At 39.8% G+C, this 20,537-nt stretch carries 18 protein-coding genes; 3 read left to right on the top strand and 15 right to left on the bottom strand.

The features are described from left to right. Positions 1 to 27 precede the first annotated feature (27 nt). A complete protein-coding gene (locus BW964_RS00870; RefSeq protein ID WP_076503968.1) occupies positions 28 to 810 on the bottom strand; it encodes a helix-turn-helix domain-containing protein in 783 nt (260 codons plus the stop codon). A gap of 72 nt (positions 811 to 882) precedes the next feature. Here BW964_RS00870 and BW964_RS00865 point away from each other — a divergent pair, with 72 nt between their 5' ends. Continuing rightward, a complete protein-coding gene (locus BW964_RS00865; RefSeq protein WP_228432060.1) occupies positions 883 to 2,088 on the top strand; it encodes a CynX/NimT family MFS transporter in 1,206 nt (401 codons plus the stop codon). 288 nt (positions 2,089 to 2,376) lie between these two features. Here BW964_RS00865 and BW964_RS00860 read toward each other — a convergent pair whose 3' ends face one another. The 3 genes from BW964_RS00860 to BW964_RS00850 form a co-directional block, all read right to left on the bottom strand. After that, the gene (locus tag BW964_RS00860) at positions 2,377 to 2,949 is read right to left on the bottom strand and encodes a DapH/DapD/GlmU-related protein (protein WP_394333896.1); all 573 of its coding nucleotides are present in this window, start codon (positions 2,947 to 2,949) and stop codon (positions 2,377 to 2,379) included. Positions 2,950 to 3,145: 196 nt separating this feature from the next. Next, positions 3,146 to 3,853 carry a DUF421 domain-containing protein gene (locus tag BW964_RS00855; RefSeq protein WP_084175492.1) on the bottom strand — a complete coding sequence of 236 codons (708 nt, stop codon included), beginning with the start codon at positions 3,851 to 3,853 and terminating at the stop codon, positions 3,146 to 3,148. A gap of 122 nt (positions 3,854 to 3,975) precedes the next feature. After that, the gene (locus tag BW964_RS00850; RefSeq protein ID WP_076503964.1) at positions 3,976 to 4,740 is read right to left on the bottom strand and encodes an MBL fold metallo-hydrolase; all 765 of its coding nucleotides are present in this window, start codon (positions 4,738 to 4,740) and stop codon (positions 3,976 to 3,978) included. 91 nt (positions 4,741 to 4,831) lie between these two features. Here BW964_RS00850 and BW964_RS00845 point away from each other — a divergent pair, with 91 nt between their 5' ends. Then, positions 4,832 to 5,149 carry a winged helix-turn-helix transcriptional regulator gene (locus BW964_RS00845; RefSeq protein ID WP_034725588.1) on the top strand — a complete coding sequence of 106 codons (318 nt, stop codon included), beginning with the start codon at positions 4,832 to 4,834 and terminating at the stop codon, positions 5,147 to 5,149. Here the strand turns inward: BW964_RS00845 and bioA are convergent. From bioA to BW964_RS00820, 5 genes are all read right to left on the bottom strand, one after another. Further along, entirely contained in the window at positions 5,103 to 6,428 is a 1,326-nt protein-coding gene (gene bioA, locus BW964_RS00840) for an adenosylmethionine--8-amino-7-oxononanoate transaminase (RefSeq protein WP_076503963.1), read from the bottom strand. The two genes, BW964_RS00845 and bioA, sit on opposite strands and share 47 nt — an antisense overlap. Before the next feature lie 113 nt (positions 6,429 to 6,541). After that, positions 6,542 to 7,531 (bottom strand): biotin synthase BioB, encoded by a 990-nt coding sequence (gene bioB / locus BW964_RS00835; RefSeq protein ID WP_076503961.1) that lies wholly within the window; start codon positions 7,529 to 7,531, stop codon positions 6,542 to 6,544. 2 nt (positions 7,532 to 7,533) lie between these two features. Next, a complete protein-coding gene (bioD, locus tag BW964_RS00830) occupies positions 7,534 to 8,148 on the bottom strand; it encodes a dethiobiotin synthase (protein WP_076503959.1) in 615 nt (204 codons plus the stop codon). 64 nt (positions 8,149 to 8,212) lie between these two features. Next, the gene (locus BW964_RS00825) at positions 8,213 to 9,313 is read right to left on the bottom strand and encodes an aminotransferase class I/II-fold pyridoxal phosphate-dependent enzyme (RefSeq protein ID WP_076503958.1); all 1,101 of its coding nucleotides are present in this window, start codon (positions 9,311 to 9,313) and stop codon (positions 8,213 to 8,215) included. Continuing rightward, positions 9,306 to 9,929 carry a hypothetical protein gene (locus BW964_RS00820; RefSeq protein WP_076503956.1) on the bottom strand — a complete coding sequence of 208 codons (624 nt, stop codon included), beginning with the start codon at positions 9,927 to 9,929 and terminating at the stop codon, positions 9,306 to 9,308. Before BW964_RS00820 ends, BW964_RS00825 begins: the two co-directional genes overlap by 8 nt. Positions 9,930 to 10,076: 147 nt before the next feature. Here BW964_RS00820 and BW964_RS00815 point away from each other — a divergent pair, with 147 nt between their 5' ends. After that, the gene (locus BW964_RS00815; RefSeq protein WP_076503955.1) at positions 10,077 to 11,564 is read left to right on the top strand and encodes an aminotransferase-like domain-containing protein; all 1,488 of its coding nucleotides are present in this window, start codon (positions 10,077 to 10,079) and stop codon (positions 11,562 to 11,564) included. Between the two features lie 500 nt (positions 11,565 to 12,064). On the opposite strand, the gene BW964_RS00810 is transcribed toward BW964_RS00815, so the two are convergent. The 6 genes from BW964_RS00810 to BW964_RS00785 are packed head-to-tail and all read right to left on the bottom strand — an operon-like array spanning position 12,065 to position 20,530. Further along, entirely contained in the window at positions 12,065 to 13,249 is a 1,185-nt protein-coding gene (locus BW964_RS00810) for a PepSY-associated TM helix domain-containing protein (RefSeq protein ID WP_076503953.1), read from the bottom strand. 1 nt (position 13,250) lies between these two features. Further along, entirely contained in the window at positions 13,251 to 15,689 is a 2,439-nt protein-coding gene (locus tag BW964_RS00805; RefSeq protein WP_084175491.1) for a TonB-dependent receptor, read from the bottom strand. Beyond that, positions 15,676 to 17,064 (bottom strand): AMP-binding protein, encoded by a 1,389-nt coding sequence (locus BW964_RS00800; RefSeq protein ID WP_076503952.1) that lies wholly within the window; start codon positions 17,062 to 17,064, stop codon positions 15,676 to 15,678. Before BW964_RS00800 ends, BW964_RS00805 begins: the two co-directional genes overlap by 14 nt. Before the next feature lie 4 nt (positions 17,065 to 17,068). Continuing rightward, a complete protein-coding gene (locus BW964_RS00795) occupies positions 17,069 to 17,314 on the bottom strand; it encodes an acyl carrier protein (RefSeq protein ID WP_034730354.1) in 246 nt (81 codons plus the stop codon). 1 nt (position 17,315) lies between these two features. After that, positions 17,316 to 18,719, bottom strand: a complete 1,404-nt coding sequence (locus BW964_RS00790; protein WP_076503950.1) for an MATE family efflux transporter — start codon at positions 18,717 to 18,719, stop codon at positions 17,316 to 17,318. Next, on the bottom strand, positions 18,716 to 20,530 hold the full coding sequence (locus BW964_RS00785; protein WP_076503949.1) for an IucA/IucC family protein: 1,815 nt from the start codon (positions 20,528 to 20,530) through the stop codon (positions 18,716 to 18,718). Before BW964_RS00785 ends, BW964_RS00790 begins: the two co-directional genes overlap by 4 nt. Between the last annotated feature and the right edge of the window lie 7 nt (positions 20,531 to 20,537).

Below are 20,537 nucleotides of genomic sequence, written 5' to 3'. Positions count from 1 at the left end.
AGGGTTTTATTAAAATTCCGCTAATTTTTACTGGGTTGTTTTCACAAAATCTGTCGGCTTAGTCTGCATGACAGACTGGAAACTTCTCGTAAAAGCCTGCACACTTCTGTACCCTACTTTGTATGCCGTTTCCGAAATTGTAAGATCACCGGAACTCAGCAACTCGAGACTTTTGATAATCCTCAATATCTGCTGGTATTTGCTTAAGGTCATTCCGGTTTCTTTTTTAAAGATCCGTTCTAACGTTCGTAATGATAGAAGAACAATATCGCTTAAATCTTCTATCCTGATATCTTCCTGATAGTGTTTGTGAAGGTATTCCATAGGCTCAGACAAACGTTTATCTTTAGGAAGACTGATATGAAGCTTCAGCGAATGCTCTACAAAACGCGGCAGTTCATTGAAAAGTGCTTGTAGAAACAGCATTTCATCCTGATCTTTTGAGGTGTTTTTTGACCATCTTTCTGCATATTTTATCATTTCTTTCAAAACGGGAGGCACCGAGAACACATTGATTTCGTGATGAAAAGAAATATTTGGATTTGTATCTGCAAACATAATCATCAGCTTAATTTTCTCAGAATGTGAATTGGTTTTATGCATGAATCCGGGAGGAATCCATGCTGCATGGTTTTGTGGAAGCAGATAGATCTTCCCGTCCACGGTGATGTACTGAAATCCGCTTTCTACATACACCAGCTGACCTTTTTTATGGGTATGAAGGATATCATCATGCCGCCAGTTGTCTTCAAACCATACAAAATAAGGCTTATCCAGCTCTTCAATCGTTATCGTGTCGTGTAGATCCATGTCGTTTTAAGTTAAAACTTTGGCAAAATTAAACAAAACAACTGACTTAATTTTGCACAAAATATTTATTGTATGATGAAGAATGAAACAAGAAAAAATGCTTCTTACGTTCTGATGCTGATTAATGTACTGGTTGTGATCCTGATTTCCAGCAATCTCAGATCTCCTATTATTTCTGTATCTCCTGTACTGCCTGATATACGGAATGCTCTGAAACTTGACAGTTTTCAGGTCAGTTTGCTTACTTCTATTCCTCTCTTTATGTTTGCGACCTGTTCGGTTTTGGTCAGCAGATTTTCGCATCAATTCAGTATCAGCAGATTTCTGATGTATTCTCTTATAATTTTGAGTTTTGGTCTGTTTTTAAGAATTGCAGGATCTCTCTGGATGCTTTTTGCAGGGTCTGTATTCATAGGATTGGGTATTTGTATAGGAAATGTGGTGACTCCGGGCTATATCAAGAATAATTTTCCAAAACAGATGGGTCTGATGACGGGAATTTTCGCTGTTTCCATGAATCTTACCGCGGCACTTGCGTCAGGTTTCAGCGTAAAAATAGGTGAATGGACAGGGTTCGGATGGCGTGGTTCACTGGGCATCTGGCTTGTGATTGCGGCCCTTGGATTATTCGTTTTAATTCTTGAATTAATTTTCAATAAAAAAAATCCGGATCAGGCAAAAGCAGCAGTAAGCCGTTCTGATTTTAATATGTTTAAATCTGCTCAGGCATGGAATATCAGCGTTTTTATGGGCTTGCAGTCATTGTTTTATTATTGCATCATGGCCTGGCTTCCTTCATTCCTGACGGATTACCATATGAAGGGGGAAAGTACGGGGTGGGTTCTGTTTGTCATTCAGATTACTATGATTCCTGTTACTTTTTGCGCTCCTATCATTGCCGGAAAAATGAAAAACCAGCGGATTCTGATTGTTTTTATCTGTACGCTAATGTTCGTAAGCACAATGATGTTCGCATGGCTGCAGTCTCAATGGATTTATGCTAATGCTATGATGATCGGGATCTCCAATGGTCTGTCTTTCAGTTTATCGATTCTGTTCTTTTCAACAAAGACAAAAAACAGCGCCAATGCGGTGAAAATATCGGGAATGGCACAATCTGTAGGCTATCTGATTGCAGCATTTGGACCTCCGGTATTCGGAAAACTTCATGACTGGGATGTTTCATGGAAAAGTTCTTTCTACTTTTTAAGTTTTGCCGTCCTTGTGATGTTCTATTTTGGAATGAAGGCGGCACGAAATCAATGTGTTGAAGATTAAAAATATAAAAGTCTCCATCAAGGGCCACAGCATTTCCCGGTTCTCCGGCACGTTCTCCCCAAAAGGAAAGATCAATCGCTAAGGTCACAAAACCTTTTTCGGCCATTTTGGATGTGTACAAATCAGCAGTCTGCTCCTTTACCGCACTCATCGGATGTCGTACAATAATGGCCGGATATTTTCCATTTTATTTTTTTTTTTGAATCATGATGATTCTTTTTTACATTCTGTGATGCTACTTTCCCTGAAAACAGAAGATATAGGGATAAAGCCCCTATTGATTTTTCATCATTGATCAATTGATTTAATTATTTTAGCCGGAACTCCCCCTACGATTGTATCATCAGGAACATCTTTTGAAACGACTGCCCCGGCTGCAACTACAGCATTCTCGCCAATAGTAACTCCGGGAAGGATGATCGCTCCGGCACCAATCCATGCTCCTTTTTTGATGAGAATGGGTTGGGTGATGAGTGCTCTTCTGTTTTTGGGATCCAGCGGATGATTTTCTGTAATCAGGTTTACTTTGGGACCAATCAAAACGTTGTCTTCTATTGTAATTCCGCCCATATCCAGAAAGGAACAGGCATGATTGATAAAAATATTTTTCCCAAGGGCAATGAATTTTCCGAAATTGGTGTAAAACGGCGAGAATATCGTGGTGCTTTCGTCAATGGTAACCTCCGTAATTTCACTCATACAATCACGGACCTGGTGGATGTCTGTCGCACTATTTAGCTTCTGAGACAGTGCAATCGTTCTGTTTACGATCTCATTTATCATATGATATTCAGGATCATTGGGATGAATAGCTTCCCCCTTTTTCAGCCTTTCCAATATGTTTTTATTTTTCATTTTTATTTTTTTAATACAAAACGAAATTAAAATAAAAACCCCACAAAAACATCTTTGTTAGGCTCAATTAACCTTTTGAGAAGCTTAAAAGCGGGAAAATATTAATTATTTACATGTTTCATGATTCGTCCAGTATTATTTAATCTTACAAATTTAGTAATAAAGTAGCGGTAAAGATTTGCTGAGAGGCTCAAGTCTTAACTTATGTCACTCTTCTTTTACTGCTTGCCTCCACCCATTCATCTTTCCTGCATTTAGGACAGTTTCCCGCTTTTCCTTGTTGTTTTAATTCGGTATGCCCACAGAATGTACAGGAATACTGACCTTCTTTGCTTATATTTTTTAATGAATATTTTAAGGATTCGGGCATGATCGGAAGTCCGTGTTTCACATCTTTGTCCTCGTAATAAAAAACACTGATTTGTCCGGAACTTTCTACAATAGCAGTTTCTATCTGTCCCAATTGGGAAACGCCTCTTAATCTCAGTTCTGCAAAAAACTCATCGCTGCCAAGGTTTTCTTTTTTAAAATTATCAATGGCAAATTCGCCATCCCGGATCAGACATATGGAAGCTCCTTCCACCATTTTTTCAAACTCTTTGCTTCTTCCGATAAAAAAAGTAATGATCCTGTATAAAAGAATAATGACAATAAAAACGAGGATCGAAGAAACGATCCCGACATCTTTGTTAAACATCGGGTCACCTGCTGCGGAGCCTAAACCGATGATAACGACCAGTTCAAAAACAGAAAGCTGCTTGACTCCCCTTTTGCCTAAAACTCTCAATCCGATGATAATGGCAAGAAACATAATGGAAGTACGGAGAATGATTTCCAGTAGAAAGGACCATTCTTCATGTCCCATCAGCAATTCTTTCCAGTTAAGTTCCAAGAGAAATAAGGTTAGCATAGAAATTAATTTAAAAGGAGCATCCAAAAAATGCGCCATAGCCTGTTTCTGCTGGTGGCTTTGGGAACTTAAGCCAACAAGGAAAACTAAATATTGCCGAATAATTTTGAGGTCTTCAGAATTTAATCTAAAGGATATTCTTCACCATCCTGTAAAACAAAGCACCTATCTTGAAGTCCGTTTTTAATCATTTCCCGCTGAATAAATTTCCGGTCTTCTTTGCTATGACTTACCGCTTCAAGATGAGTTACCAAAACGGTCGCCTCCGGAATATACTCACAAACTTTCATGATATCCCGGCTGGTCATAATAATAGGATCTCCCATCACAAAAGTCGCTGCACCACCTGCAACCACAATATGCTGAGGCCTGTGTTTATCAATTTCTGCGGCAATTCCTTCATACCAGATACTGTCGCCAACGATGTAAAGTGTTTTTTCTTCCGTTTTAAAGACAAAACCATTGACTTCTCCCATCTTCTCTCCTATTTCTCCGGTTCCGTGCTGTCCCTGTGTTATGGAAATATTGATGTTTTCCCAAATAATGCTGTCTTTAATGGAAATTATATGTTTAAAACCTGACTGCGCTATCTGCTCTGCAATCACTTCAGGACAAATCACAGGAATATCTTTGTTTAAAAGTTTAATCGCTTTTCCATCCCAGTGATCGGGATGAAGATGAGTGACCGCTATAGCATCAATTTTGGACAGTTTATCTTTCAGTTCCTCTTCACTGAAAGGGAGATCAACCAATGGGTTCAGCAGTTCGTTATCCGTCATCGGAAATTTTCCAAGAGAATCTTTTGCTCCAAGCATAGGATCAATTAAAATATTTTTTCCTCCGATTTGGATCAATAATGTGGCATTGCGCCATAATTCCAGTTTCATTTTGTTTAATTTTGTCCTGCAAAACTAGGGTTAAATCAAGGCTGGATAATAGACGGTTACCAAAAGGTTCACCACTTATATAAAAGGATCTATGAATTTTGAAGAATTTAAAAACTGTGGGCTCAGACGAAGCCTGGATATTCTTTCCGGAAAATGGAAACCATTAATCCTTCAGAATCTTTTTGAGGAAGAGCAGGTTCGTTTTGTAGAATTGTGGCGTAAAATGCCCAGAGTTTCAAAGAAAGTGCTTTCGGAGCAGCTGAAACAAATGGAGGAAAATCATATGATTCAACGGATTGAAGTTTACAATTTTCCTCCTGAAGTCTATTATAAGCTGACGGATAAAGCCCGGAAATTAGGCCCTATTCTCGATCAGCTGCATCAGTGGGGCAATGATCTGGATTCTTAAAAGCATCCAGTACCTCCAGTATATTCTGGTAAATAAAATTCAATTCCTCTGAAGTGATGCAGTATGGTGGAACCAGATACATCACATTCCCCAGCGGACGCATAATGATCCCGCGTTCTAAAAATTCATCATACAAAACCTTTCCGATCTGATTAAAATAAGAAGTATTTTGGTCGGTTTTATACTCAAAAGCCAGAATAGTTCCGGTCTGACGTACATTTTCAACATCCGGATGCTTTGAAAGAATTTTAGAAAAATCTGAATGCTGTCTGTTGATACAATCAATGGCCGATAATGTTTCTTCCTGTAATAAAAGTTCCATGCTGGCCAGTGCTGCGGTACATGCTAAAGGATTCGCCGTAAAAGAATGACCGTGAAACAGCGTTTTATACTTATCTTCAGATAAAAAAGCATTGAAAATTTCCTGTGAACATGTGGTAATTCCCATAGGCATCGTTCCGCCGGTCAGCCCTTTTGAAAAACACATAATATCCGGCATTTCCGTCAAATGATTAGCTGCAAAAAGCTTTCCCGTTCTTCCGAAACCTGTGAATACTTCGTCCTGAATCATCAGAATTTCTTCATCTCGACAAAACTTCATCAGTTCATCCAGATGTTTGGCTTCGTACATCAGCATTCCTGCAGCACCCTGTACCAATGGCTCATAGATAAAACAGGCTGTTTCTTCTGCCAGATCTCTAATCTGAATTTTCAAACTTTCCAGATTTTCTGCGTTGGGTATATCGATAAAAACCACCTCAAACAGCATACTTCCGAAAGGTTTTGTCCATACACTTCTTCCGCTTACAGACATCGCCCCGAACGTATCACCGTGATAAGCATTTTTAAAAGCAATAATCTTGGTTTTTTCTTTTCCTGAGTTATAGGCATACTGAATACACATCTTCAGCGCTGCTTCCACCGCCGTTGAGCCATTATCCGAATAAAAAACCTTTTTCTGATTTTCAGGAAGCAGTTGTAATAAATTCTCTGATAACTGAACAGCTGGCTCATGGGTAAAACCCGCAAAAATAACCTGCTCCAGCGTATTCAGCTGTTGAAATACCCGTTCTGCAATATAAGGATGAGCGTGACCATGCAATGTTACCCACCAGGATGAAACCGCATCAATATACTTTTTCCCATTCTCATCATATAAATAAACACCCTTTCCTTTTACGATAGGCACTGCATCTCCTGCCGTTTTCATCTGCGTGTAAGGATGCCAGTTGACGGCTTTATCTCTTGATTGTAAGGATTGTATTGATGTATTATTCATTTTTTTTAAATTAGAAGTTAGAAATTAGAAGAGAGGAGATTGAAGTTCTATAAGTCAACCCGTAACTTAGAAAACAACGCCTTATAAACCTGAACCCCGCGTCCCGAACCTAGTTAACAACAACTACTCTTCTCCTTCATCTTCATCGGTTTCAGACCCAGTTTTTCCAGCATCTGCATATCTTCGGACACGCCCGGATTTGGTGTTACCAGTAAGGTTTCTCTTTCTCCTGTAAAGATAGAATTGGCTCCGGCCATAAAGCACCACGCCTGTTCTGTTTCATTCATTTCGATACGTCCTGCGCTTAATCTCACCATGGATGCAGGCATAACAATCCTTGCTGTAGCAATCATTCTGACCATTTCCCAAGTGTCTACTTTTTCGTTGTCTTCAAGCGGTGTTCCTGCCACTCTGGCTAAAGCATTGATGGGAACAGATTCCGGATGTTTTGGCATAGTCGCTAAGGTTAAAAGCATTGAAATTCGGTCTCTATGCGTTTCTCCAAGTCCTATAATCCCTCCGGAACATACCGTTATTCCTGCATTTCTTACGTTATTGATCGTATTAATCCTGTTATCGAAAGTTCTGGTCGAAATGATTTCTTCATAATACTGCTCAGAAGTATCCAGATTGTGGTTGTAAGCGTATAAACCTGCTTCCTGAAGACGGATAGCCTGCTCTTCGGTAAGCATTCCTAAAGTACAGCATACTTCAAGTCCAAGCTCATTCACTCCTTTTACCATATCAATGACACGGTCAAAATCACGGTTGTTTCGGACTTCACGCCATGCTGCAGCCATACAGAAACGGGATGAACCGCTATCTTTTGCTTTCTGAGCGTGGGCAATAACTGTTTCTGTCGGAAGCAATGCCTGTACTTTAATATTGGTATGGTAACGTGCCGCCTGACCACAGTAGGAACAGTCTTCAGGACATCCTCCTGTTTTGATGGATAATAAGGTGGAAATCTGTACTTCTGACGGATCGTGCCATTCACGGTGAACGGTAGATGCTTTATAAATCAGTTCCAGCAAAGGCTGGTGGTAAATTTCTTCTATCTCTTCTTTTGTCCAGTTGTTTCTTACGGTTGTTTTTTGGTCCATTATCATAATTTTGTTTTTGTTAATTGTTCTGCGGCAGCCTTAATGCTGTCTTTTGTGGGTTGATCAATTTCAGGGATACGGATGATTCTCGTTTCTCTTTTAATAAAGTTGCAGATCACTCTTTCAGTATCCGGAGGAAAAACTCCGTTGAGGATCAGATATTCCAGTTTGAGTTTTTTCTGTTCTAACGCCATGATGGAAAGCAAAGTATGATTGATACATCCTAAATAATTCCTCACCACCAATGCTACCGGAAGATCCAGTTTTTCTATCAGATCGATCATGAAAATATCATCTGTAAGGGGTACCATCAATCCTCCGGCCCCTTCTACAATAAGACTGTTCTGTGTTTCAGGCAGATGAAACTGATCAAGATCGATCTGTACATTTTCTTCCCGTGCCGACTGATGCGGTGATGCAGCCAGCTTAAAACTGTAAGTTTCCGGATGACAGACTGTATTTTCTGTCCATGATTCTATTTTATGGCTGTCCGTGTAGTCCAGATCTCCGGATTGTACGGGTTTCCAGTAGTCGGCTTTAAAATATTGTGTTAGAACGGCAGAGCAAATTGTTTTTCCTACTTCGGTGCCTATGCCGGTGATGAATAGTTGGGTCATGCGGGTTACGGGTTTCGAGATGCGTGATTCGGGATTTAGGTTTAAATATTAATTTTTGTTTGGTTTAAAGGAATGCTTTGATGAGTCCTGTGAGTTCTATAATTTCTTTTTCGGTATTGAAGCTGTGGAGGCATATTCTGAGTCTTTCAGTTCCTACTTTTACTGTTGGACTATATACGGCATAGGTTAAGAAATTATGATCAAATAGTGCTTTCTGTAAACTTCTTAATTGATGATTGTCCGGAACCAATACAGCCTGTATCGGACTCAATTCCGAAGATGGTGTTTCTATAGTTTGATTTCTGAAAATTTTAATATTCTGATGAAGCTTTTCTGATAGTTCCGGTTTTTGCTTTAAAAATTCATATCCGGTTTTAATAGCCATCCATAAAAAATCCTGAGCTGCGGTTGTATAGATAAACGGAGACGCAAAATTCACTAGATAAGACTTTACGGTTTCATCACAAAGAATAGCTGCTCCATGGGCGCCTAAAGCTTTTCCATAAGTCATTACGGTGGCAAAGACATCATTCTGTAATTGATATTTCTCAATCAAACCATATCCGAAAACGCCGAAAGCATGGGCTTCATCTACAATCAGTGTTGCATTATATTTTTTTGCCAGAGCAACAATTTCCTGAAGAGGCGCCAGATCTCCATCCATAGAATAAAGGCTTTCTACAGCAATAAAACATGATCCGGTTTGCTTTTTCAGGATACTTTCCAGATCTTCCGCATCATTGTGACGGAATTTTAATTTCCGGGCATAAGACATCCTGCACGCATCATGAACAGAACGGTGGATCTGCTCATCAACAATAATCGTGTCATGACGGTCCGGCAGTGTGGAAAATAAAGCCAGATTCGCATTGTAACCGGAAGAAAAAAGCAGAGCTGCAGGATATTGATGCTGTTCAGAAATATACTCTTCTGTTTCATCGGTTATATTGCTGTTTCCGCTGATCAACCTTGAACCGGAGCTTCCTGAAAGAAGTTTCGGATTTCCCTTAACCTTCTGAAGCAGTTGTGCCTGAAGTTCTTCATTTCCGGCTAATCCAAGATAGTCATTGGAATAAAAATCAATCCCAGCTGATTTTGGCTTTAAAGTTCTTAGTATGCTCGCTTCTTTTCTTTTGTCAAGTGCTTCCTGAAATTTTTTAAGCATAATTCAACTCTGAAACTTCCTCTGCGATGGCATCGATCCACTGATCATGCAATTCTTTTTCTATGGTCAAAATCGTTTCTGCGTGCTGCTGCCAGTCAGCGGAAAATTCATTTAACTGATTGATCATTTCCTCAAGATGTCCTTCCTCTTCCAGAATAATAGATTTCACCATAATTCTTGAAGATTTATTGGTCAGAATATCCTGATATACCGGGTACAGTTCATCGGCACGGACTTCAATTGCATACGTCACAAAAAGATAAGCTGCGTATTTCAGTTCTTCTTTATTCAGGTTAAATACAGTCTGAAGGTATCTACAGGCTTTTACATCCAGCGAATGAAGATACTGTCGGGTAGCGACCGGAGCCAGAAGTTCGTTTGCGTCATAGGTTTTACACAACTCGGGATCTATCTTTAAAATCTGTTTTTTTAGATAATAAGCGTGACGATGCTCTTCAGCAGCATGTTTCAGCTGGATCAGCGTGACAGAAACCGGATGCTCACATTTGGAGATCTTTCTGGCACCGGCATTTTCCATGAACGAAAGGGTGTTCAGCCATTTGGCGTGAGTTCCGCCGTCCTGGACGATTTTTTCAAGCAGTTGATGAAATTCCATAGGTTTATCAATTTTGGTTTGGGTTGCGAGTGTCGAGATTTAATATTCTTATCATTGCTTGTAGACCTCCTATCTCGTAACTTTTCATTTATTCTGATCCAAAATTAGTATATTGCCGGACCATTAAAAGGTGCCAGTTTTAAGATTATGGATGGTCCGGTTAAAATTCCTTACGAAAGTTTTATAGAAATTGACAGAAATTCAGAGACTTCAATCTATATGCAGATCGCCAATCAATTGATCAATGCTATTCAGCGAGGGTTTCTGCCCTATGGCACCAAATTACCGGGAACCAGAGCTTTCAGTGAAGTTCTGGAAATCCACAGGAATACTGCTGTGGCTGTTTATGACGAATTATCTGCACAGGGCTGGGTGGAAAGCCTTCCGAATAAAGGAACGTTCATCATTGGAGAAAATCAGGAAAAGCCCGTAAAGGTTAAAGATTTTGAAAAAGATAATCTTCAGAATTATCCTGAGACGACAGGTTTTTCATTCAAAACTTCCAATATTTTGGATAATCCATTTGAACATTCAGACTGCCAGTATGTTTTTAACGACGGGGTTCCGGATATCAGACTGACTCAGATCGGGCAGCATTCGAGGTTTTACAGTTCTATTCTTAGAAGAAAATCCAACCAGAAAATGTTGGGGCATTATAATCATGATGGTAGTGAATTTTTTAAGGAACATCTGTCGCATTACCTTAATCTCTCCCGTGGACTGCCTATTTCAAAGAACAATCTTCTTATCACCCGAAGCACAGAAATGAGTATTTATATCGTTTCCGAAATTCTTCTTTCTGCGGGAGACACCGTATTGGTAGGCGCTTTGAGTTATTTTTCCGTTAATATGATTTTCCAGAAAGCAGGTGTGAATATTCTCTCTCTGCCGATAGATGAGGAAGGAATTATCGTTGAACATGTCCGGGAAGCCTGTAAAAAGCAGAAAATCCGGATGCTTTATCTCACGCCGCACCACCACTATCCTACTACCGTTGCTTTAAGTGCTCAGCGACGACTTGAACTGCTCGATCTTGCTCATGAATACGGCTTTATTATCCTTGAAGATGATTACGATTATGAATTTCATTACGACAAAAGCCCCATTCTTCCGTTGGCAAGTGCAGATACGAAAGGAATGGTGATTTATATCGGATCTTTTGGAAAATCGTTGGCTCCGGGTTTCAGGACCGGATTTATTGTTGCTCCGGAAAATCTGATGGTTGAGATGAGGAAATATCTTGGAATTATAGACCGTCAGGGTGACATTTTAATGGAAAGAGCTTTGGGTGAGATGATTGAGGAAGGAGAAATACATCGTTATCTGAAAAAATCTTTAAAGGTGTATCAGGAAAGACGCGACCATTTTGCAGAACTTCTTAAGGAAAACCTGGACGAATATATACAGTTTCAAAAACCTTCCGGAGGTCTTGCTTTCTGGCTGGAATGGAAAGTCCCTGTCAATCTAATGCAGCTGAGCCGGAACTGCGCGCAGAACAATCTGTTTATTCCTAAAACACTGCTTTACCAGAGAAAAGATCTTACGGCGATGAGGCTGGGTTTTGGAAATCTCAACTTTGAGGAAATGGAGAAGAGTATTGAAATTCTTTCTGGGCAAGTGAAAAAATTGTTGTAAAATTAGCTGAGGATTATCAACCACAAAAGTGACAAAAGCTTTTAACACTTAAGTTATTTATAGTTTAAAATTCTATTGCAAAAAAGTACACTTAAGTTTTTGTGAAAATCTCTGATTTTCTTTAGTATAACAGAAAGATCTGCCGATCTTTTTAATCTGCGAGAGATAATATTTTAAACCATTAAGTATTATTAAGCTTTTAAGAATATTAAGTTTGAGCTTTGCTTTAAGGCGTACAACTTAAAAAAATCATTTGATTTTTCTTAAATAACCTTACTCTCTTCATTTATCTTAATGTTTAAAAAAGCGTAGGATTAAAATTTCAGTGAGAAAAAACAGTTTTGTTTTATTGTAAATAAAAATGTAAAATTAACCACAGATGACACGGATTTTCACAGATGTTTGCGTTTTTTGGGTTTATGATTTTGTGAATTCTGGAAGATCTTAGATGAAAAAAGTGCAACGGTTAGGTTACACTTATCTAAATTTTTGTTGTTTTTTTAATTTGTAGGGATTAATACCTTCACTTTCTTTTTCTTTGGTTTCTTCTTTTTTCTGTTAAGATAAATAATGAATCCGGTGATGGGAAGTGAAGCCGCGATCATTCCTGCAAATAGATATAAAATCCTGCCTGTCATTCCAAAGATGCTTCCTGTATGAAGGTCATAATTTCTTTCTCTTAGCGCGGTTCCGTATCCGATGTTTTTGTCTTTGTAGGATTGATGTTTTAGGAGTTTCCCTGAGTATTGGTCAAAACTAAACTGCTCATTCTGGTATTGCTTATTTCCATAGGTCACCTCAGCATAATAAGTTCCTTCTTCTGTTTTAGGGAAGCTGATGAGCGCAGATTTCTTATCTGCGAGGCTCTGTTCTACCCTGTTTCCGACCATATTCAAAATATTTTTCTTGTCTGAAGATTCTTCGGAAGGAATAATGCTCTTGGCCTTCTGTTCGGTTTTCGTTTTTCCGTTCAGTGTTTTTTTTACCCATTGATCTACATCCTCAAAATTCCATATCAAAGCAGCGTATGAAATAAGGCATAAAGGAATGACCGCATAAAATCCCAGGACATTGTGCATATCATAATTAACCCTTTTCCATTTGGCAGATGTCTTAATGAAAAACATCCCTTTCAAAGCGTTCTTATTCATTTTGCGTGGAAACCAGATCACCAGTCCTGAAAAAAGCATGATAGCTAGTATCAGTGTAGAATATCCCGTAATAGTTTTACCAATTTTCTCTCCCAATAAAAGCCTGCGGTGAAGATCCATCACAATTTCAAAAAAATCATTTTTGGCATTTTCCACCTCAAGAACTTTTCCGGTGTAAGGATCTACATACACTCTGTAATAATGAATATAAGAACCCCAATAGGTCAAAGCCTCTTTATCCATTTTCAAAGACCGGAAAGCATAGCTTCTGGATGGATCTGAGGATATTTCTACCCTGCTTACCTTTAAACTGTCCGGAAGTGCCTGCTCAGCTTTTAGTTTAAGATCGGAAAACTGCAGCTTTTCTTTTTTTATGGTTTTGACGAAATATTTTTCGGGGTGTATGGCATGTTTCAGTTCTTTTTCAAAAGCAAGAATACATCCTGTCACCGCCATTATGACAACTATAAGCCCGGACGTGAGTCCGAGCCATAGATGTAATTGATATGCTGTCTTTCTTAGTATAGAATTCATATTAAAACTTAAGAGTAACCTCCGCCACAAAGTTACGAGGCATTTGGGCAACTATAACACCCTGCCCAGCGAAATACTGCGCATTTCCTAAATTATTCATTTTAAATCCTAGTCTGTATCTTTCTTTTTCAAGCGATACGGAAGCATTCACTAAAGTATAAGAAGGGAATATAAACTGACCGGTAGTCACAGTGTCTACGCTAATCTGCTCACCCACACGGTTCACCCCAAAACCTAATCCAAGACCTGAAAGTCCCTGGATCGGCAATATATAGCTTATCCATGAATTGAATACATTAGCCGGACCTGAAGACGATGGACGACGGCCATCTACAGCAGCAGCAGCTTTTACAAACTTACTGTCGTTATAAGAATATCCCGCCATAATGTTAAGCCCTTGAATAGGGTTTAAGATGGTTTCAATTTCAATCCCTTTGCTTCTCTGTTCTCCGTCCTGGATGGTCACATTATAGTTTGTTCCGCCACGATTCACAATATCTGCTCTTAACATATTGTTGACGAGAATATCGTAATATCCTACTGTGAAATTCACTCTGTTTCTCCAAAGATTTCCTTTGAATCCTACTTCCCACTGATTAGACCTCTGCGGTTTGAAATCTCCACTGTAGTCAGCAAGTGGCTGCGCAACCGGAGCTAAATTACTGAAACCATTCATGTAGTTAGCGTATGCTGACAAACGCTCTTTAATGATCTGATAAGATAAACCAAATTTTGGAGACAACGCATTCTGATTGAATGGCCCCGTATTGGAATTCTTAACCAAATCAAGCTGTCCTTTGCTTTCATAATGGTCAAAACGTAAACTCAACAAAGTAACCAAACGGTCTGTAATATATACCGCATCGGAAATATAAGCGCCATAAATATTACTTGATGCTGTATTTCGTACTAAAGGTGCTGTAGAAGTCTGAATTTTCTGTAATGCCAAATCTCTGGTTATATTACCATATGTACCTGTTATCGGCGGAGCTATAGGCGCTGTAGGATTTCTTGGATCAATGTAATCAAATACAACAATTGGAGAAAGGTTATTATTCATAGACTGGTTTAAATAATCCAATCCTACAAGAACCTTATTTTTAATTTTTCCTATTTTGAATTCCCCGTTAAAGTTCTGCTGAACGCTGGTAGAAGCTCCCTCTCCATTTTGCCACTGTACATTACGCTCCAGAAGGTTATCTGTAGCTCCTCTCATGAACTGATACTGATACAACCCTTCCGTTTTCCTGTAATTTCTTGAGATCAAAGTCTGTGAAGTCCACTGATCTGAAATTTTGTAATTAATCTCAGCTTTTACATTAATGGAAGGTGCTTTTAAGCTCATATCATTATTCGAATATGATTTTTTCCAATCATACCCAAGCTCATCCGGAGTGGTTGCGATGAATGCTCTGGTTCTCGGTAAAAAGATGATCGGCGTATTGGTTCCTTCATATGTGTAAATCTGAGCTCCCAAATTAAACTTTAATCGGTCATTCACCTGATAGCTGAATGTAGGCGCCACAAACATGGATTTTCTAAATTCAGAATCTCTAAATCCGTTTTGATACTGATAGGCAGCATTCAAACGGAATAAAGTCTTTCTTGACTCTGTAATCGGACCGTAAACATCAGCCGTCACACGGTTCAGGTTATAACTTCCCAAAAGATAAGAAGCTTCTCCGCCGAAATAATCTTTAGGCTTTTTAGTCACCACATTAATTAATCCTCCAAAAGAATTCACCGCACCACCGTAAAGCGTTCCGGAAGGTCCTTTGATGACGTCGATACGTTCAATATCCGCAGGATCAATTTCTGAGTTGGTGGTCGCAGGAACACCGTCTACCATAGAAACCCTGGTAGGAAAACCTCTTAAATTGTAGTAGAAACTTCCGTCTCCCGCTCTACCCGCACTTCCCTGCATTTTTACAATACCCGGAACGTTTTTTAAAGCATCTGACATATCATACACCAGCTGCTCTTTCAGGATTTGCTGGTTGATGCTTGTATACATTTGTGGATTTTCAATGTTTCTTAAAGGCATTTTAGAGATTGAAGTACTGTCTCTGTCCAGAAACTTATTTCTGCTGAAGGCATATACCGTAATCCCTTCAATCACATTGTTTTCTGTTTCAGGATAAATCACCGGAATTTCAAAGACATCTTTTTCAATACGAATCTGCTCACGCATCAATTCAATGTCATTTAAAACCACCTGAAGCGTATATTCTCCCGGTGGTACATTATCAAAATAGTATTCTCCTAAACTGTTGGTCTTAGCCTGATACGGCGTATTGACTAATCTTAAAAGTGCATTCTTCACGGGCACCTTTTCAGACAACATAATCTTTCCGTTAACGCGTTCACTCTGCTGGGCAGAAACAAATAATGGAAGACCGACAAGAAATAAAAGTAATATAGGGGTTTTAAATATTTTCATGCTGTAAGTTTTGTAACAGGGGATAGTTTATTTTGCCGTTTTGTGATAATGGAAATGATTTTATGTGTTCGGTGCGTACGTACTGCGGGTTGATTCGCAGCTTATTTTTAATGGTTTCCGTAATGGTTTGGGGATCAATTTCGATATTGTCGTACAGAACAATGATTTTTTTGTCATTGCCGTTCAGACAGACCACTGTATTCCCTTCCAGTTCATTCTTAAGGATAAACTCTACCTCATCCAAGTTGAGACGAATCCCGAAAAGCTTCATGATGCGTTTGATTCTTCCTGTGATATAGTACAGTCCGTTCTGCCCTCTTCTTCCTGTATCTCCTGTATGAAGAAGTTTAGGCTGTTCGTAGGTAGACAGATCTTCAAGCTTGTTGGCATAACCTCCGCTGATACTTGAATGTAAAAATAGGAGTTCATCTGTTTCTTCATCAATCTGGAAGCTTCCTCCGTGTACAGGAGTTCCAATAGACGTTTCCTCTTCAAGAAGTCCGTCTGTGGTAAGATAAGCCATTCTTCCGCCTGCTTCAGTTTGTCCGTACTGGGCAAAGAACTGTTTATCGAACTCAAGGCAGTAATTGAAGATGGTTTTTCTCAATTCTGCATTGATCACCCCTCCCGTATGAGTCATGTATCTCAGGCTGGTGCTGTCTTTTCTGAAGAAACCGATTCTGTTCAGGTTTTCATACAGATACGGAACGCCTCCCAGCGTACTGTAGCCGTACTCTTCCATTTCATCCCAGAATGCTTTCTGCATGATGTCTTTGTCCGTACAGACTATTCTTCCCGCACGCATACAGTTGGTGGTAAAAATAGAAAAACCGTACACGAAATTAATCGGTACGTTGAGCGGAACTACATCAGATTCCAGGATAGGCATGTATTGAAGGATGCTCACGGCGTTCTGATAAAGGTTTTCATCCGAAAGCTTCACCAGTTTTGGAACTCCGGTGGTTCCGGAAGTACTTAAAAGGATCTTGATGTCAGGATGAATGGTCACTTCCGGCTGGTAATCTTCTTTAGCAAAAATTTTCACCGTTTCCGAAAACTCCTTTAACGAATATCCCTGAACCTCTTCTCTTGAAGGGTCAAAGATATATTTGGGACGGTATTCTGCTTCCAGACGTTCTTTAAATTCCGGATGCAGTTTCTGTCCCAAAACAGCAATGGCATGTGCGGTTCCATAGAAATTGAGGAGCACTTCAATACTGGGTACCTGATTGTCATTGTACAAAAAGATCAATCCTTTTTCTACAGGATTGAGGCCTAAAGAACGGTACAGTGTTCCCACCGGCGTGGAAACACCGGTGGAAGCATCTGTAAACAACAAGTTCTTGTTGGCAATTACATTTTCTAAAATTTTCATATACTTAGTTTTCTACGAGTACATCGTATTTTTTCATTTTTTCGCGGATCTTTCCAACGGTTCCCATTTCAAGGATGTCGTTAAAGTCAAACTTGACACGGTAGAACTGCTCCAAAGCTTCCACAATAAGCAGATGCGACATAGAGTCCCACTCAGGAATCTCCTGATAGGTAAGGTTTTCGTCTACTATTTCTTTTTTCACAGCGATTGCTGATGCGATAATTTCATAAAATTCGTCTGTTGTGTGCATTTTAAATTTTTATAGTTTTCCATTTACCATTTTTGAAGATCATGAGGAATAGTACAGCCAGTACGATTTCCGAGGAAACAATAGCCGTAAATATTCCTTTCAGTTCCCATTGAAGCCTTACCCCAAGCAGGTAAGCCAAAGGAAGCTGAATCACATAGAACATGATCATGTACAGCAGGGTTACCTGCATAATATTGCCGGCCGCATTAAGCGCACGGCTTATCACCATTGTAAAGCCAAGTAAGAGATAAGCCATAGACACCACATGGATGTATTGTACGGCATATCGTGCTACCTCAGCTTCCTTGGTGAAGAACATCACCACATATTCCGCAGCGAACTGCCAGAATATAGCGACGGCTATCAGATAGGTCATATTGATTCCTCCTGCTCTCCATACCGTTTTCTCGGCGCGGTCCGGATTTCCGGCTCCTAAATTCTGTCCTGTAAGAACCCCTGCAGCATTTCCTATTCCCCAGGCAGGCATCGTCGCAACAGAAGCAATTCTCTGCGCAATAATGTATCCTGCAAGAGCAGTAGTCCCGAAAGTGGCGATGATTTTAACCATGATCAGCCAGCTTGAAGCAGGAATAATATACTGAACCAGTCCGCCAAAAGTAATTTTCAGGATTTTCTTAATTAAAGGCAGATCAAGATGAAACTTGACCAGGATATTCACACTGGTCTTGCGTGTAAGAAGAATAAAGAACTGATATAAAACTGCCAATAACCGGGATAATATGGTAGCATAAGCCAGTCCCATTAATCCGTAAGCGGGAATAAAACCAAGTCCGAAAACAAGAATCACGGCAAAGACCATACTGGAGATATGACAAAGCCAAAGCGACTTCATCGCCAGATCCGCATCTCCTGCTCCTCTGAAAAGACCATTGATAGACAGACGCAAAATCACCAGACCGATACTCAGAAAGACCAGTTTGGAAAAAGGAAGTCCGTTATCTACAATCCCTGTATTGAATCCAAGGAAACTGATGATCTCGCCCGCAAAAACGAATGACAGACCGCCAATCAGTAATGCAAAAGCAGCAGCCAGCAATATGATGTAGTGTGCAGTCCGGCTCATACCTTCCTGGTCTTTTTCTCCGGCTCTCCTGGCCGTAAGTGTTGCAGCAGCGATACCCAAACCAATGGCAATTGCATTGGCAAAATTGATATAGTTATCTGCAATTCCCACCAGTCCAAGAACCTTGTCTCCTAATCTAGCAATGATTAAAAGATTGATACTGACAAAAACAGATTCCATCACGAGCTCCATCACCATCGGAATGGCAAGGCTGAAGATAGAACGGTTGATACTCCCTGAGGTAAGTTCTACTTTTTTTCCCGCTAAAGCTCCGTACGCAAATACAGAGCCTTCTTTTACAAGATGCAGAAACTTTCTCATACCGTCGCTACCGAGTTTTTATTCGCAATCTGATACAAAGGATTCGGCAGTGCACCGTCTTTCTTTGGAATAGCAAATGCTTTATTTTCACTGTAACCGTTGTTTTTCAAACGAAGACTGTTGATGTAGAACCTTTTGAATGTAGGAACATACAGGTCATATTTTTCATAACGCTCATTCAGATGAGGATTATGGTTCTTGTAGTTCTCTATACAGTCGTGAACAAGCGTCCAGAAGTTTTCTTCCTCAAAGTTGGAATGCGTATGCAGAACATTGGATAAATATCTGAAGAACGCATCAAAAACACCCAAAAGAATAGACAACGGAACATTTTCCTTGTTGGAAGACTGGATCAGTCCGTCTGCCAGATGATCAGGAAGTTTCTCCCTTGCTTCTGTAGTCAGGACAATATCATCCACAAAATCTTTGATGACAATTCTCTGTGGCACTCCGTTTTTCAATACCACCATGATGTTTTCTCCGTGAGGGGTTACACAAAGAGAATGGGTGTAATAAATGTGAAGCAACGGCGTAAGATAAGCATCCAGATAATCTGTGATCCACTGCTGAATACTGATGCCTGCCTGTTCTGCAAAAGCCTGTACCAATGGAATTCCATTCTGATCTACAAAAAGCAGGGAAGCCATGGTAAACATTTCTTCGTCTTCCTGTAAATAGTTGGAAGCACTTTCGCGCCATAAAGCTCCAAGAAATTCGTTGTACTGATAAGGAACACCGGCAATCGCACTGTATTGAGGGTGCAGATAAGCAATAGAAGCTTCTTCTCCTAAGAATATGGTTCCTTTTGTTTCAAGATAAGCATCACCTTTGATCAGTCCTTTCACCCAGTCTGTAATGGAAGGGGCAATTTTCATCTGCTTAGGCGACAGTCCTCTGATATTTCCTGTACTTAAAATAGAAACAGCGGTTTTCAGATATCTTTTTTCAGGATGATCTGTATTAAACAAAGTTCTGATGCTCTGTTGCGGACTGTAGATATCATTTCCTTCTCCTAAAAGAATTAAAATACCGGATGCAATATCGCCTGCAAAGTGAATTTTCAGCTTATGTTCCCACTGCCACGGATGTACAGGAATTAAATTATAATCCTCAGGAGACTTTCCGGAATCGATCAACCTTTGTTGAAATGACTGATACAATTCGTGTCCAATTTCAGAACGGTAAAATCCTTCCTGATTTATATGCTCCAGCGACTGGAACGCTGATCTGTCCTTATGAGCAGCCAGCCACAACACTTTTAAATTCTCTCCTGCTTCCGGAGCAAACGTTTCAAGATCGGTAGGAGAAAATCCTAATCTGCTTTTGTTAACGATTACCCAAGGATGGCCTGTCATCTGATGTTCTACCGTTTGGTAATTACTGGATGCCAGTTCTTTTGAAGACATAACGCCTCTCGATAAAATTAATGCATCACAGTATAACGTATGCAACAATTCTTCGGTATATCTAGCCAGCGTATTGGCATCCAAATCGAATACGGTCTGCATTTCAAGGAAGAACTGGGGAATATTCAGCGCTGAGGTGGGTACTCCATTCTCTATTTTCACGATACTTTCCGTATCAATATGCCAGTAGTCCATCATTCTTTCCTGTCCGCGGAAAACGTATTCTATAGTTTCGATCCCCGTTTCCAGTTTGAAGACCGTAAATCCGGCTTCATCCTCAGTAACAGAAACAGGTTTCAGCCGTTCTTCATGCATTAATTCTGCCATCGTCTTGGCCATAAGGTCTCTGTTGGCCTGTAGCCAGATTTCCTGGCTGATTGTATTATTTTTTAAGTTGGTGTTCATTGTTCTG

This window comes from Chryseobacterium shigense, assembly GCF_900156575.1.
Lineage (GTDB): Bacteria > Bacteroidota > Bacteroidia > Flavobacteriales > Weeksellaceae > Chryseobacterium > Chryseobacterium shigense.
The sequence above is the reverse complement of the archived record's forward strand: the minus strand, read 5'-3'. Positions and strand labels throughout refer to the sequence as shown.